This window comes from Nonomuraea sp. NPDC049486, assembly GCF_040676925.1.
In the GTDB taxonomy this organism is placed as follows: Bacteria; Actinomycetota; Actinomycetes; order Streptosporangiales; family Streptosporangiaceae; genus Nonomuraea; species Nonomuraea ferruginea.
Window position 1 is genome coordinate 90484 of the sequence record NZ_JBFAPV010000014.1, and the last position, 14716, is coordinate 105199.

The following is a 14716-nucleotide window of genomic DNA, read 5'->3' on the forward strand; positions in this document are numbered from 1 at the left end:
AAGGCCGCTGCCTGCGGCGACGCCCGGGGCCAAGAGGTCTACGCCAATTGGCTTCCGGGTGTCCTCGTCGTTAATGATGAGCGAGCCCTGAGAGAGTGGAGGAGCCGCTGTCGTGTCTGTAACCGTGGAAGTTCCCGCCCCGACCAGCAACGTCGAATTGGTCACCTGGGTCAATCAGATAGCCGCGCTTACCCAACCGGACCGGATCGAATGGTGTGACGGTTCGGAGGAGGAGTGGACGCGCCTGACCAACCTCCTCGTCGACCAGGGCACGTTCACGCGTCTCGCGAAGCGGCCCAACAGCTTCTACGCCGCCTCCGACCCGAGCGACGTCGCCCGGGTGGAGGACCGTACCTTCATCTGCTCGGAGCGCGAGCAGGACGCCGGCCCGACGAACAACTGGATCGCGCCCGCCGAGATGCGCGAGACCTTCGGAGAGCTCTTCAAGGGCTGCATGCGCGGCCGCACCATGTACGTGGTGCCGTTCTGCATGGGGCCGCTCGGCGGAGAGATCTCCCAGGTCGGCGTCGAGATCACCGACTCGCCGTACGTCGCGGTGTCCATGCGGATCATGACCCGCATGGGCGACAGGGCGCTGCGGCTCATCGAGGAGCGCGGAGCGGCGCGAAAGGCCGGAGAGAGCGAGGAACGAGCCAACGGAGGCCGCAGCAAGCGCGACCATGAGCACAGCAGCTTCGTCAAGGCCGTGCACAGCGTCGGCGCGCCGCTGGAGCCGGGCCAGGAGGACGTGCCCTGGCCGTGCAGCACGACCAAGTACATCAGCCACTTCCCGGAGACCCGCGAGATCTGGTCGTACGGGTCCGGCTACGGCGGCAACGCGCTGCTCGGCAAGAAGTGCTACGCGCTGCGGATCGCCAGCGTCATGGCCCGTGACCAGGGCTGGCTGGCCGAGCACATGCTCATTCTCAAGCTGACCCCGCCGTCGGGCGAGGTCCGCTACATCGCCGCCGCCTTCCCGAGCGCCTGCGGCAAGACCAACCTGGCCATGCTGCAGCCCACCATTCCCGGCTGGAAGGTGGAGACCATCGGCGACGACATCGCCTGGATGCGCTTCGGCGACGACGGGCGGCTGTACGCCATCAACCCGGAGGCCGGGTTCTTCGGCGTCGCGCCCGGCACCGGCGAGGTCACCAACGCCAACGCGATCAGGACGCTCTGGGGCAACAGCATCTTCACCAACGTCGCGCTGACCGACGACGGCGACGTGTGGTGGGAGGGGCTGACCGAGGAGCCGCCCGCTCACCTGACCGACTGGAAGGGCCGGTCCTGGACGCCGGACAGCCGCGAGCCCGCGGCCCATCCGAACGCCCGCTTCACCACCCCGGCCTCCCAGTGCCCGACCATCGCACCGGAATGGCAGGACCCCAAGGGCGTGCCGATCTCGGCGATCCTGTTCGGCGGGCGCCGCGCCACCGCGGTGCCGCTGGTCACCGAATCGCTGAGCTGGCAGCACGGCGTCTTCCTCGGAGCCAACGTCGCCTCCGAGAAGACCGCCGCCGCCGAAGGCAAGGTCGGCGAGCTGCGCCACGACCCGTTCGCCATGCTGCCGTTCTGCGGCTACAACATGGGCGACTACTTCGGCCACTGGCTGAAGCTGGGCCGGCGCGAGGACGTCGTGCTGCCGCGCATCTACTACGTCAACTGGTTCCGCAAGGACGCCGACGGCAGGTTCATCTGGCCCGGCTTCGGCGAGAACAGCCGCGTGCTCAAGTGGATCGTCGACCGGCTCAACGGCGAGGCGAAGGCCGTCCCGACGCCGATCGGGCTGGTGCCCGAGACGCTCGACACCGACGGGCTCGACCTGTCCGAGGAGGACCTGCGCACGCTGCTCGGCGTCGACCGCGAGGTCTGGCGCGAGGAGGCCGCGCTGATCCCGGCCCACTTCGAGAAGTTCGGCGCCCAGCTGCCCAAGGAGCTGTGGGAGGAGCACCAGGCGCTGCTCGACCGCCTCGGCTGATCGATCATCGCGGCGCCGGTCGTCCCCGTGACGGCCGGCGCCATCGCGTTTCCGCTTCGGCGGGAACCCTCTCCACACGGGAGGAGTTCTTTGTGACTCCTCCGCTCCCTCAGGGAGCGGCTTCTCGCTCCCCGGACTGAGAGGCGACGGACAAGCCCTGCCCGTTTCGAACGCAGGAATCATGTCAGGAAAGCGATTCTGACGTCGGGTGAACGTGGTAATCCGGGGACATCCGGCTCGACGCCCACCGCACCGGGCCCGGCCCCGCTCCGTCCGCCGGCCTGGACGTGTACGAGCTGGCCTTCCTGGCAGGCGGGCCGTGGCGGGTCGCCGAGACCGCCGCCGCCGTCCTCATCGCGGACGAGGCGCTGCGCCTCGACAGGACAGGCGACCTGCACGCCGTCGCCGGGGCTGCTGAGCCCGCCGCCGACGTCGAGCGCGCCCTGTTCGCGGCCGTACGGGCCTGCCGCGGCGGCATGGACGCGGGGCGTCCCCTGCGGACCGTCGCGCGTGGGCCCGAGGTGGCCGGGCTGCGGCGGCGGCTCGTGAGCGCTGGGCTGGTGCACCGGCCGTCCGGCACCGGCCCGGTACGCGCCAAGCTCGCTCTCCTGCTGGCCGTCCCCGTACTGGCCTGGGGCATGGCGGCGGTGGGGGCCGTCGCGTCCGTGCTCGCGCCCGACGGGTTCACCGGTCTGAGCACGCTCGCCATGGCGGCGACCGGCGTCGTCGGCTTCACCCGCCACGCCGGCGAGCGCCGCGCCCTGCGCGACGCGCCCACGTGGGCCGGCCGCCAGGTGCTGGAGCGGTACGGGCGAGAGACGCTGACGGCTTCCCAGGAGCGGCTCGGCCCCGCGATCCCGGTGGCGCTGCACGGTCTGGACGGGCGGGACGAGCCGCGGTTCACTGAGCTGGCCAGGTCGTCCCGCCGGCAGAAGGCGCCCGTGTCGAGCGGTGCCGCCGCGTGCGGCTCCCACGGCGACTCCGGCGGCGGGGACGGCGGCGGCGGGTCGGGCTGCGGAGGAGGTGGCTGCGGTGGCGGCGGCTGAGCTGCCCAGGCTCGGGCTGGGGATCGGCTGGCGGGCCGAGATCGACCTGACCGTCGAGCGGCTGCCCGGGGTGGAGTTCGTCGAGGTGGTCGCCGAGCACATCCGGCCGGCCCGGCTGCCCGAGTCGCTGCGGGTGCTGCGCGGGCGCGGCGTGCCCGTGGTGCCCCACGGCGTCGGACTCGGCGTCGGCGGCGCCGAACCGCCTTCCCCCGCCCGGCTGGCCCACCTGGCGGAGTGCGCCCTGGCGCTGGACTCGCCGCTGGTCAGCGAGCATCTGGCGTTCGTCAGGGCGGGCGGTGTCGAGGCCGGCCACCTGCTGCCGGTGCCGCGCACCCGGGAGGCGCTCGACGTCGTCACCGAGAACGTGCGCCGCGCCCAGGACGCCCTTCCGGTGCCGCTCGCCCTGGAGAACGTGGCGGCCCTGTTCGGCTGGCCCGACGACGAGCTGACCGACGCCGAGTTCCTGGCCGAGCTGGTCGAGCGCACCGGCGTGCTGCTGCTCGTCGACGTGGCCAACCTCTACACCAACCAGGTCAACCTCGGCCTGTCCGCCGTCGAGGCGCTGGACCGGCTGCCGCTCTCGCGGCTCGCCTACGTCCACGTCGCGGGCGGGGAGGAGCACGGCGGGCTCTGGCACGACACCCACACCGCCACGGTGCCCGAGGCGATCCTGGACGTCCTGGCCGAACTCTGCGCCCGCGCCGCCCCGCCGGGCGTCCTGCTGGAATGGGACGACACCTACCCGAGCGACGCCGCGCTCGCGGCCGAGCTGTCCCGCGTCGCCGCCGCCATGACGAGGATCCCCTCGTGAACGAGGAGCCGCGGCGGAGGCTGGCGGAGCGGCAGGGGCGGGTGGTGGCCGCCCTGGTGGCCGGGGGTGAGGTGCCGGAGGGGTTCGACGCCGAGCGGATGCGGGTGCAGGCCCGGAGCCTGGTGGCCAAGCGGAGGAGCGTGGTGGCGAGGCTGCGTCCGGACGCCGCGGCGGCTGCCGGGGACGACCTGGCGGCGCTGTTCGCCGCCTACGCGGCGGAGCGGGCCGAGCCGCCGTCCGGCTACCGGGCGGACGCCGACGACTTCGCCGCCTGGCTCCGGCGGCGGGCGAGGACACGGCCCGCCGGTAGCAGACTCTGGTGGTCACGGCTGCTGCGTCGCTGACTTCCCGGCGAGACCATGGCATCGGAGCGCGACCCGCTCTCGATTCTCTCGGTGGAGGCCGTCGTGGCGTTCATGATCGCGTTGACTCTCGCCGTGGTCGTCGGCGCTCTTCTCGGCATGTCCGTCTCCGGCATCGCGTCGCAGGCGGAGGAGGCGTACCGGCGCATGCGCGGCGGCGCGCGGGACAGGCGGGGGCGCGGGCTCGGCACGTACGAGCTGGCCTTTCTGGCGGGCGGGCCGTTGCGGGTGGTGAACACCGGCCTGGCCGCGCTGCTCGGCACCGGGCGGCTGCGCCTTTCCAGGGGCGGGGTGCTGCACCGGGTGGCCGGGGCTGATCCGGGGGAGTACGACGTCGAACGGGCCCTGCTCGACGCCGTCGACCGGCACGGCGGGCGGCTCGGGGTGCCCGAGGCGCGGCGCGAGGTCTCCGCGGGCCGGGAGGTGGAGGCGGTGCGGCACCGGCTCCAGGGGATGGCGCTGCTGGCCGGGGACGACCAGTTGGCCCAGGTACGCACGCTGCTCCGTCGGCTGCGCCGCTGGTCGTGGGTGACGATGGGGGTGGCGGTCGCCTCGGCGCTCGCGGGCGTGCCGGTCGCCCAGCTGTCGGGCGAGGTGGCCTTCGTGCTGTTCGGCGCGGCGGGTGTCTTCGTCGTGATGGGGGCGCGGGGGGTGCGGCTGCACCGGCGCAAGCGGGCGGTGATGGACAATCTGCTCACCTACGCGGGACGTGAGCGGCTCCTGGAGGCGCGGGACGCCTACGCGGTACGTGAAGGGCGGCTGGAGGCGCGGGACGCCTACGCGGAGGGCGGTGGCCGGATCCTCGCCTTCGCGCCCGTCGCGGTGTTCGGGCTGGAGCACCTGGACGACGCGCGCGTCGTGGCGGAGCTCAAGCGGGTGCAGGACGGGTCCGCGGGTTGCGGGGCGGGCGCCTGCGGCGGTGGCACCGGCGAGGACAGGACCGTGTTCGGCCTCGGCACCGACCCGGCGGGCGACGGCGGCGGCGACTTCGGGTCGGGAGGCGACGGCGGAGGCTCCGGTTGCGGAGGCGGCGGGTGCGGGGGATGCGGCGGGTGACTCTTGCCGGGGGCGGTGCAGAGATCCTAGGTTTTCCCTGTGATCGTGGACGCGCACCAGCACTTCTGGAACCTCGAGACCGTCGAGTACCCCTGGCTGACCCCCGCCTCCGGCGTGCTCTACCGCACCTACGCCCCCGAGGACCTGATCCCTGAGCTGCGCGCCACCGGGGTGGATCGGACGGTGCTCGTGCAGGCCGCCGACTCCCGCGCCGAGACGGACGCGATGCTCGCGCACGCCGACACGCACCCGTTCATCGCCGGAGTCGTCGGATGGATCGACCTGACCGACCCGGGCGAGGCGGCGAAGGCCCTCGACCGCTACCGGCCGCACCCGAAGTTCGTCGGCGTCCGCCACCTGATCCACGACGAGCCCGACCCCGACTGGCTGGTCCGCGACGGGGTGCTGGAGTCGCTGGGGCTGCTGGCCGCGGCCGGGCTCGCGTTCGACGTGGTGTCGCTGCTGCCCAGGCACCTGGATCACGTGGTCACGGTGGCCGGGCGCCATCCTGGGCTGAAGCTGGTCGTCGACCACCTGTCGAAGCCGCGGATCAGGGACCGCGCGTGGGAGCCGTGGGCCACGAAGATCGCCGCCGCGGCCGCGTACCCGAATGTCTTCGCCAAGGTGTCGGGCCTGGTCACCGAGGCCGACCACGAGCGGTGGTCGGTGGAGGACCTGCGGCCGTACGTGGAGCACGCGGTCGCGTGTTTCGGGCCTGAGCGGCTGATGTTCGGCAGCGACTGGCCGGTCGCCCTGCTGGCGGCCGACTACCGGACAGTCCTGGAGGCGGCCCGCGCGCTGCTCGGCGGCGCCGGCGCCGAGCAGGTCTTCGGCGCGACCGCCGCCCGCGTCTATGGCCTTGACCAGGAGATTCACCCGCCTTCGTGAGGGAAGGGAACCGGCGTGGTGGGACTACGCTGCGCCGACGGCTCCTTTCTCTCCGTGACACCGGTGCTCTGCAACGACAGCGCGGGCATGCCGTACGAGGTCACGCTGGAGCTGTGCCACGACGGCGTCCCGTACGGGACCGTCGGCGAGCGGTGCGCGTGGCGGCTAGCGCGCCTGGCGCGCGGCGTGGAGGCGGCCCGGCGCGACCACGGGCAGGCTGGTCGGTGGCCGGATCCCGACGACCGGTTCCCGCCGGAAGAGGGCGGGGCCGAACTCTTCTCGTTCCGGTACCGCAGCAGGTGGGGCGGCGTCGCGGGCGGCGAGCTGCGCTGTCAGCTGCGCACGATCCCCCTCTGGACACCCCGGCCTGAGCAGCGCGGCGAGTGGCGGCTGACCCGCAGGGCCTTCGTGGAGGCGTGGGGCGTGGGCGGCCTGGGCACGCGGGCGATCCTCACCTCCGGTGAGCTGGCGGGGTTCGTGCGCGCTCTGGTGGACGAGGCCGAGGGCTGCCTGGGCAATACGGACCCGGGCAAGGTCCGCGTTCAGGGCACGGGCACGGGCGAAACACGGTGATAATGGCCTGTCGGGTCTTCCGACCTGTACATGGCAGTGCTGGGGAGGGACTCCGTGAGCCTGCGCGACCTGGTCTACCGGCTGTACGAGCGCCGGCTGGAGGCCAAGCTGTCCAAGGACAGCATCCCCCGGCACGTCGGGGTGATCATCGATGGCAACCGCCGCTGGGCGCGTGCCATGGGCATGACCGATGTCGCCAAAGGGCATCGCAAGGGCGCCGACAAGATCTCCGAGCTGCTCACGTGGTGCCGCGAGACCGGGGTCGAGGTCGTCACCGTCTGGATGCTGTCCAACGACAATCTCAACCGGCCGCCCAACGAGCTGGAGCCGCTGCTGCGCATCATCGAGGACGTCGTCCAGGAGCTGGTCGACCAGGGCTGGCGGATCAGCCCTGTGGGGGCGCTGGACCTGCTGCCGGACCGCACGGCCAATGTCCTGAAGAACGCAAAAGAAGTGACATCGCACCGTCCCGGCCTGATTGTGAACGTTGCAGTTGGGTATGGAGGAAGGCGTGAGATTGCCGATGCGGTGCGCTCACTCCTGCAGGAGCAAGCGAGCAGGGGCGCGAGCATCGAGGACCTCGTGGAGGGTCTCGATGTCGAACACATCGCTGAGCATCTCTACACTCGCGGCCAGCCCGACCCGGACCTCCTCATCCGGACCTCGGGCGAGCAGCGCCTGTCGGGCTTCATGTTGTGGCAGAGCGCTCACTCTGAGTTCTACTTCCACGAGGCCTACTGGCCGGATTTCCGCAGGGTGGACTTCCTGCGAGCCCTGCGGGATTACGCCGCGAGACACCGGCGTTACGGTTCATAACGGGACATCCCGGCACTTGGGACGTAACGTTGGAAGTGTCCGGTCAAAGGCCGGACATTCCGGAAAGGGCCCGCCTTTGCGCCGATTCGAGCCGAGGGGGCCGGAATCCGGCGCCGGCGGCACGTCGCGGTCGGGGGCACGGGTCCGGTCCGAATCCCGCCTCGTCTGCAGGGTGCCCGTCCGCACGGGCGCCCGGGGGAGAACGTGTGGCAGTGTCCTCGAGCAACCCTACGACCAGTCCCGCCAAGCGCACCTACGTGCTGGACACCTCGGTCCTGCTGGCCGACCCGGCGGCGATGACCCGCTTCGCGGAGCACGATGTCGTCCTGCCGATCGTCGTCATCACGGAGCTTGAGGGGAAGCGGCATCACCCGGAGCTGGGCTACTTCGCGAGAAAGGCCTTGCGTTACCTGGATGAGCTGCGGGTCGAGCACGGCCGGCTGGACGAGCCGATGCCCACAGGGGAAGGCACGATCAGGGTCGAGCTCAACCACAGCGATCCGTCCATCCTGCCCGTCGGCTTCCGCCTGGGCGACAACGACACCCGCATCCTCACCGTGGCCCGCTCGCTGGCCGCCGAGGGCCAGGACGTCGTGCTCGTCTCCAAGGACCTGCCCATGCGGGTCAAGGCGGCCTCGATCGGCCTGGCGGCCGAGGAGTACCGCGCCGGGCTGGTCATCGAGTCCGGCTGGACGGGGATGGCAGAGATGCAGGTGACGGCGGAGGACGTCGAGTCGCTCTTCGACTCCGGCACCGCCGACCTTGAGGAGGCCAGAGAACTGCCGACCCACACCGGCCTGCGGCTGCTGTCGGCCAACGGCTCGGCGCTCGGCCGGGTCCAGCCCGACAAGTCGGTGCGGCTGGTGCGCGGCGACCGCGAGGTGTTCGGCCTGCACGGCCGCTCCGCCGAGCAGCGCATCGCGCTGGAGCTGCTGATGGACCCGGAGATCGGCATCGTGTCGCTCGGCGGCCGGGCCGGCACCGGCAAGTCGGCGCTCGCCCTCTGCGCGGGCCTGGAGGCCGTCCTGGAGCGCCGCCAGCACCGCAAGGTGGTCGTCTTCCGCCCGCTGTACGCGGTCGGCGGCCAGGAGCTGGGCTACCTGCCGGGCACCGAGGGCGAGAAGATGGGCCCCTGGGCGCAGGCGGTCTTCGACACGCTGAGCGCCGTCACCTCGCCCGAGGTGATCGAGGAGGTGCTCGACCGCGGCATGCTGGAGGTGCTGCCGCTCACGCACATCCGCGGGCGGTCGCTGCACGACGCTTTCGTGATCGTGGACGAGGCCCAGTCGCTGGAGCGCGGGGTGCTGCTGACCGTGCTCAGCCGCATCGGCGCCAACTCCCGCGTGGTGCTCACGCACGACATCGCCCAGCGCGACAACCTGCGCGTCGGGCGGCACGACGGCGTGGTGGCGGTGGTGGAGAAGCTCAAGGGCCACCCGCTGTTCGCGCACGTCACGCTGACCAGGTCGGAGCGCTCGCCGATCGCGGCGCTGGTGACGGAGATGCTGGAGGACATCACCATCTAGTCGTCCGGCGGGCTCACCGGAGCTCGCCGCACGTGAGACCGCTCTCCGTCACCGGAGGGCGGTCTCCGAACTTCTGCACGATCTTCACGCCCTCGATGGCCGTGTCCTGCTGGGCCGTGCAGACGATCTGGGCCATCGCCGTCTTGCTCAGCGTGCCGTCGCCTCTCACGTACACGGTCAGGGTGGAGGTCCTGGGCAGCTTGACCTCGTCGCGCTGGATGGGGTTGAGCGAGTCCTCGATGCCGTCGAAGACGAACCCGTGCAGGGCGGTGTCCAGCTTGCCCAGCGGCTGGGTGGAGGCGGCGAACAGCGCGCGCAGGAGGCTCTCCACCGAGGCCGAGCTCACGTCGGCCGGCTCCATGGTCAGCTCGCCGTCCTTGAGCAGGTAGATGGTCTTGGACGGGGGCGGGACCTCTATGACGGGCGCCGCGGCCCGCTCGATCACGTCGGTGGGCGGGATGCCGCAGGCGGCGACGCCGACCACCAGCGCCGCCGCGCCCAGGAGCTCGCGTGCCGCCCTCATGCGTGCGGGAGCCAGACCGTGAACAGGGTGCCGGGGTTCTGCGCGCGTACGGAGATCGTGCCGCCGTGCAGGTGCACGTTGGCGCGCGCGATGGACAGGCCCAGGCCGCTGCCCTGGCTGCGGCTGCGGCCCGCGCCCGCCTTGAAGAAGCGGTCGAAGACGTGCGGCATCGCCTCGGGAGGGATGCCCTTGCCGTGGTCGCGCACCTTCACCTCCAGGCCGTTCTCCGTGCCCCTGGCGTTGACCAGCACCGGCGGGGCGCCGTGCTTGAGCGCGTTGCCGACCAGGTTGGCCACGATGACGTCGAACCTGCTCGGGTCCAGGTTGACGACGAGGCTGCGGGAGGCGTTGACCCGCACCTGCTCGGTCCAGCCGCGCACCTCCAGGCAGTCCTGGATCGTGTCGGCCACGTTCACCGGCTCCAGGCTGAGCGTCGCGGTGCCGGCGTCGAACCGGCTCACCTCGATGAGGTGCTCGACCAGCTCGCGCAGGCGCTCGATCTCGTGCAGCACCAGCCGTACGGCCTCCGCCGGGGCGTCGGGCAGCCGGTTCGCCTCCTCGTACAGCATGTCGGCCACGGCGGTCATCGCGGTGAGCGGGGTGCGCAGCTCGTGCGAGACGTCGGCGACGAACCGGCGCGACATGGCCTCCAGCGAGCGCAGCTCCGACACGCTGAGCTCCAGCGCGGCGGCGGCGTCGTTGAACCGGGCGGTCAGCTCGGCCAGCTCGTCCTGGCCGTGCACGGGCAGGCGGGTGTCCAGGCGGCCCTGGCCGAGCGCCTGCGCGGCCGCGCTGAGCCGCCCGACGGGCCGCAGCACCTGCCGCGCCGACGCCAGCGCCACCACCAGGGCGATGAGCACGATGGCCCCGCCGCCCTGGGCCATCGTGGTGCGCAGGGTGACGAGCTGGCTCTGCTCGTCGCGCATCGGGAAGAAGACGAACGCGCGCAGGCCGGTGGCCTCGGGCTCCTGGCCGTTGTCGCGGTAGACGGCGGAGCCGACGATGAGCCACAGCTCGTTGCGCACCACCTTGCGCTGGGTGACGACGAACCGCTTGGCCCGGCCGTGCAGCTCGTTGGGCACGTCGTTCAGCGTCATCGGGCCGTCGGAGTGGAGCAGGTCGCCGTACTCGATGACGACGCTGCGCCCCGGCCCGTCGAGCGCGTCCGCGAGGTCGGCCAGCTCGCTCATGCCGGGCGCGGCCTCGCCCTGCCTGAGCCTGCCGATGGGGAACGTTATCCGGTTGAGCTCCCTGGTCACGAGGTCGATGGCGGTGTCCTCGGCGCGCTTCACCAGCGCGGACTTGGCCAGCTCGAACCCGATGGTGGCCACCAGGACGGAGGCGGTGATGGCGACCAGGGTGAAGGTGAAGACGAGCCGGGCGCGGAACCCGGTGGGGAACCTGATCACGAGCCGGTCACGGAGGGCTGAACCGGTAGCCGAAGCCGCGCACGGTGTGGATGAACACCGGCTCGGCGGGCCTCGGCTCGATCTTGGCCCGGACCCGCTGCACGCACGCGTCGACCAGCCGGGAGTCGGCGACGTGCGTGTGGTCCCAGACCGAGCGCAGCAGGTAGCGCCGGTTGAGCACCTGCCCGGGGTGGCGCACCAGCTCCAGCAGCAGGCGCAGCTCGGTGGGCGTCAGGTGGATCTCCTTGCCGGCCAGCGTCACCTTGAGCGCGCCCCGGTCGATGACCAGGTCGCCGAAGGTGATGCGGTCGGAGGCGGCGGACTCGGCCCTGCGCAGGATGGCCCTGATGCGGGCGTCCAGGACGCGCGGCTCGACCGGCTTGACCACGTAGTCGTCGGCGCCCGCCTCCAGGCCGACCACGATGTCCAGGTCGTCGCCGCGCGCGGTGAGCAGGATCACGGGGAGCTGGTCGAGTTTGCGGATGCGCCGGCACACCTCGACGCCGTCGATCCCGGGCAGCATGACGTCCAGGATGGCGATCTCGGGACGGCGCGCCCTGATGTGGTCGAGAGCCTCCTCGCCTGTGGTGTACGAGGTGACGGAGTGCCCTTGGCGGGACAGCGCGAGTTCGAGCGCCGTGCGCACCGAGGGATCGTCTTCGACGAGGAGAATGCCAGCCACGGCCACATTATTGTGCTATGTCGGGTATGCCCGCGTTCTGTAACTAAACTGTGACGTGCCGCGCATGCCATGAACAACTGGCTGACCGACCCTGAATACCGGCCTTCCCTCCGGAATCGGGTGCCCGGAGGGCAGGCCGCCCTGTGTGACCAAAATCACACAGGGGAGAAAGTCGGGCCTACCTGCTGGTTGGCCAAGGGAGTGCCAAGCGAATTGACCGATTCGGTTGCGGAGCACCCCCCAAGTCAGGGCAAGCTCATGGACCGTGAGTCCAGGTCCGACTTTGAGCGAACGTCCCACGCGCCAGGCCGCCCGGGCGGCGCGCAAGCGTTCGCGGCTGAGCCCCAAGCGGGTGATGATCATCGGCCTGTCCGCCGTGGTCGTGTTCGGCGGCGGCGGTTTCGTCGTCCACCGCGCCATCGAGAACGCCAACAGGCCACCGGTCGAGGGGCCCACGCTGGAGGAGTTCGCCCGCATCGCCAGCGGCGACCTGTCGGGCGCCGACCCCAAGACCGACCAGCTCAAGGCCGCCGCCGTGCAGGCGCACAAGGCCGACAGGCTGAAGCAGTCGCGCCAGGGCAACGACCCGCTCGACACCATCATCATCAAGAAGAAGGCGCCCGGCGGCGACGGCTTCCCGCCCGCCAACTTCCCGCCCGGCAGCACCCCCTCACCCGGCTCCAACAAGGCCGTCGCCAAGGAGATGCTCGGCTCGTTCGGCTTCGGCACCGACCAGTGGGGCTGCCTGGAGAGCCTCTGGCAGAAGGAGAGCGGCTGGAACGAGCGGGCGATGAACCGCTACTCCGGCGCCTACGGCATCCCGCAGTCGCTGCCCGGCACCAAGATGGCCAGCGCCGGCGCCGACTGGCAGACCAACCCCGCCACCCAGATCAAGTGGGGTCTCGGTTACATCAAGGGCCGCTACGGCACTCCCTGTGGAGCCTGGGGGCACTCCCAGGCCAGGGGATGGTATTAACAAGGCATCTTTCCCCCTGTAATCGGCAAGCCGTCACGCCCGTCCGGGAAGGACCCCGCACGCTGGCCGCATGGGTGTGAAGGTCAGTGTGATCGTCAATGTCCACAATCCGGGTGACTCAGCCGATCCGTGCATCCGGTCGACGCTGGAACAGACCCTCCCAGCGGACGCGTACGAAGTGATCTTCGTGGACGACGGGTCCACGGACGGGATAGCCGAGCGGCTCGACACCATCGCCGCGGTCCGCAGGAACGTGCGCGTGCTGCACCTGCCGCACACGGGCTCCCCCATGCGCGGCCGGAACGTCGGCGTGGCCGCCGCCAAGGGCGACTACGTCTTCATGCTCGGCCAGCAGGACCGGCTGGCGCGCGACGGCCTGGAACGCATGCACGAGCGGGCCGTGGAGGCCGACGCCGACGTGCTCGTGGGGCGTCTGGTGCGCGACGGCGGGCCGCCCATGACCGCCTTCGACCGCAACAAGCCCCGCGCCGACATCCTCCGCGACCGCCTGCTCACCCTGCTCACCCCGCACAAGCTCTACCGCCGCGCCTTCCTGGAGGAGCACGAGCTCGGCTTCGCCGTGCCCGGCGGGGTCATCGCCGAGCAGGCGTTCGTGGTCCGCGCCTACCTGCGCGCCAAGATCATCGCGGTGCTCGCCGACCAGGTCTGCTGCCACCTGGGCGCGCGCGAGGTCGCCGCCGAGGAGCCGCGCACCGCCGTGCGCGAGCTCCGGTCCCTGCTCGGCGACATCGACGGGTACGTGGGCGAGGGCCGCCAGCGTGACCGGATGTACGCGTACTGGTTCCGCTCGGCGGTGCTGCGGCCGTTCCTGACGACCGCGTTCGCCGGTTCCTCGATCGACCGGGGCGCCTACTTCCGCATGGTCCAGGAGCTCGTCGAAGAGCGCTTCCCCGAGCGCCTCGACCGCTACCTGCCCGTCCAGCTCAGGGCCGTGGCCGCGCTCATCAGGGCCGGACGGCTGGACCAGCTCGTCCTGCTGGCCAACTCCGGGCGGCGGGCCGGGCTGCGCGCCGACCTGACCGAGGTCCGCTGGGACGCGCACGTGCTGGCGCTCGGGCTGAGCGTGGAGGTGCTGAGCGGCGAGGGCAGGCCCGAGCGGTTCCTGACGGACGGCGACCGGCTGTTCTGGAAGCCGCCGCGTGCCGTCGACGCCAGGCTGCTGCCGGAGAGCGTCACCGACGTCACCGGCGCCGTCGAGCGCGCCCGCATCGAGGTGTACGTGCGCCACGCCGAGACCGGTGACGTGCACTTCCTACCCGTCGCGTACCAGGTGGACAAGGTCCAGGACGGGCGCAGGCACGCCCGCGTGCGCATCCTCGGCGAGGCCAGGGTGGACGTGACGACGGCCGCGCACGGCGAGCCGCTCAGGCCCGGCCAGTGGGAGGTGCACGTGCGCATGTTCGGCGGCGCCCACCAGGCCAGGAGCCGGGTGCGGCGGCCGGACGGGCCGCTCAACTGCCTCGGCGTGCTCGCCCAGCGGCCCAGGACGCGGCTGGTGGTGCCGTGCTGGACGGACACGGGGGAGCTGGGGCTGGCCGTCGAGCCGCGCTCGTTCACCGAGTCGATCGCGCTGGTCTCGCCCGGCGTGAACGTCAAGCTGCTCGGCGAGCATCTGTGGGTGGTGCTGCCCGTGCCGTACGTGCCGCCGAGCGGCGGGCCGCCGCTGGAGCTGGTGCTGCGCACGGGCGGGCGGCGCGAGCGCGAGCTGTCGGCTCCCGCGCTGGTGGAGGCGGGCGTGCCCGGCAGGCTGGCCGGCCAGCTTGTGGCCAAGGTGCCGATCAAGCGGCGGATGCCCGGCAGGGACAACCTGGGGCCCGGCGTCTGGCTGGCGTCGCTGCGCGGCGCCGAGGAGGAGCTCGGGCTGCGGTTCGCGGTGGAGCTGCGGCACGGCAGGGCGGTGGTGCGGCCCGCCACGGCCGTCACCCCGGAACGGCGCTTCCCGCTGGCCCGCGACACCGCCTGGCTGCGGCTGGCCCGCCGCCTGCCCGGCGCGCGCCGGCTCATCCGGCTGGCGCGCGCGGGCAAGCACCGCTACCTCAGGGACTGAGA

The 14716-nt window shown here is 71.9% G+C and carries 14 protein-coding genes; 11 read left to right on the forward strand and 3 right to left on the reverse strand.

Annotated elements, in window-relative coordinates; all coding sequences use genetic code 11:
• Positions 1-112: 112 nt before the first annotated feature.
• The 9 genes from AB0K05_RS33750 to AB0K05_RS33790 all read left to right on the forward strand — a co-directional run bounded on the left by AB0K05_RS33750 (position 113) and on the right by AB0K05_RS33790 (position 9056).
• Positions 113-1978, forward strand: a complete 1866-nt coding sequence (locus AB0K05_RS33750; RefSeq protein ID WP_364234620.1) for a phosphoenolpyruvate carboxykinase (GTP) — start codon at positions 113-115, stop codon at positions 1976-1978.
• A 230-nt stretch (positions 1979-2208) separates the two neighbouring features.
• On the forward strand, positions 2209-3024 hold the full coding sequence (locus AB0K05_RS33755) for a TIGR04222 domain-containing membrane protein (RefSeq protein ID WP_364234819.1): 816 nt from the start codon (positions 2209-2211) through the stop codon (positions 3022-3024).
• Positions 3011-3835, forward strand: a complete 825-nt coding sequence (locus AB0K05_RS33760) for a DUF692 domain-containing protein (RefSeq protein WP_364234623.1) — start codon at positions 3011-3013, stop codon at positions 3833-3835. Before AB0K05_RS33755 ends, AB0K05_RS33760 begins: the two co-directional genes overlap by 14 nt.
• Positions 3832-4179, forward strand: a complete 348-nt coding sequence (locus tag AB0K05_RS33765; protein WP_364234626.1) for a hypothetical protein — start codon at positions 3832-3834, stop codon at positions 4177-4179. Before AB0K05_RS33760 ends, AB0K05_RS33765 begins: the two co-directional genes overlap by 4 nt.
• A 15-nt stretch (positions 4180-4194) precedes the next feature.
• Positions 4195-5253, forward strand: a complete 1059-nt coding sequence (locus tag AB0K05_RS33770) for a TIGR04222 domain-containing membrane protein (protein WP_364234628.1) — start codon at positions 4195-4197, stop codon at positions 5251-5253.
• A gap of 39 nt (positions 5254-5292) precedes the next feature.
• On the forward strand, positions 5293-6141 hold the full coding sequence (locus AB0K05_RS33775) for an amidohydrolase family protein (RefSeq protein WP_364234630.1): 849 nt from the start codon (positions 5293-5295) through the stop codon (positions 6139-6141).
• A 15-nt stretch (positions 6142-6156) separates the two neighbouring features.
• Positions 6157-6714 carry a hypothetical protein gene (locus tag AB0K05_RS33780; protein WP_271275809.1) on the forward strand — a complete coding sequence of 186 codons (558 nt, stop codon included), beginning with the start codon at positions 6157-6159 and terminating at the stop codon, positions 6712-6714.
• Between the two features lie 54 nt (positions 6715-6768).
• Entirely contained in the window at positions 6769-7530 is a 762-nt protein-coding gene (locus AB0K05_RS33785; RefSeq protein ID WP_148029171.1) for an isoprenyl transferase, read from the forward strand.
• A gap of 206 nt (positions 7531-7736) precedes the next feature.
• Complete coding sequence (locus AB0K05_RS33790; protein WP_261808298.1) at positions 7737-9056, forward strand: PhoH family protein; 1320 nt, start codon at positions 7737-7739, stop codon at positions 9054-9056.
• A 13-nt stretch (positions 9057-9069) separates the two neighbouring features.
• Here the strand turns inward: AB0K05_RS33790 and AB0K05_RS33795 are convergent, their stop codons facing one another.
• From AB0K05_RS33795 to AB0K05_RS33805, 3 genes are read right to left on the reverse strand one after another with little or no spacing between them, the layout of a single operon-like run.
• Positions 9070-9579 carry a hypothetical protein gene (locus tag AB0K05_RS33795; RefSeq protein ID WP_148029172.1) on the reverse strand — a complete coding sequence of 170 codons (510 nt, stop codon included), beginning with the start codon at positions 9577-9579 and terminating at the stop codon, positions 9070-9072.
• Positions 9576-10988, reverse strand: coding sequence for a HAMP domain-containing sensor histidine kinase (locus tag AB0K05_RS33800; protein WP_148029173.1), 1413 nt, complete (start codon positions 10986-10988; stop codon positions 9576-9578). The genes AB0K05_RS33795 and AB0K05_RS33800 overlap by 4 nt, the downstream gene beginning before the upstream one ends.
• Positions 10989-10995: 7 nt before the next feature.
• Positions 10996-11670 carry a response regulator transcription factor gene (locus AB0K05_RS33805; protein WP_148029174.1) on the reverse strand — a complete coding sequence of 225 codons (675 nt, stop codon included), beginning with the start codon at positions 11668-11670 and terminating at the stop codon, positions 10996-10998.
• A gap of 283 nt (positions 11671-11953) precedes the next feature.
• On the opposite strand from AB0K05_RS33805, the gene AB0K05_RS33810 reads away from it, so the two are divergent.
• Both AB0K05_RS33810 and AB0K05_RS33815 read left to right on the forward strand, forming a co-directional pair.
• The gene (locus AB0K05_RS33810; protein WP_246639506.1) at positions 11954-12646 is read left to right on the forward strand and encodes a transglycosylase SLT domain-containing protein; all 693 of its coding nucleotides are present in this window, start codon (positions 11954-11956) and stop codon (positions 12644-12646) included.
• A 70-nt stretch (positions 12647-12716) separates the two neighbouring features.
• Entirely contained in the window at positions 12717-14714 is a 1998-nt protein-coding gene (locus AB0K05_RS33815) for a glycosyltransferase (protein ID WP_148029175.1), read from the forward strand.
• Positions 14715-14716: the final 2 nt, after the last annotated feature.

Excerpts from the sequence above, each read along its gene's own strand:
- AB0K05_RS33770 (WP_364234628.1), top strand. The coding sequence starts at position 4,195 with ATGGCATCGGAGCGCGACCCGCTCTCGATTCTCTCGGTGGAGGCCGTC.
- AB0K05_RS33795 (WP_148029172.1), bottom strand. The coding sequence starts at position 9,579 with ATGAGGGCGGCACGCGAGCTCCTGGGCGCGGCGGCGCTGGTGGTCGGC.
- AB0K05_RS33815 (WP_148029175.1), top strand. The coding sequence starts at position 12,717 with ATGGGTGTGAAGGTCAGTGTGATCGTCAATGTCCACAATCCGGGTGAC.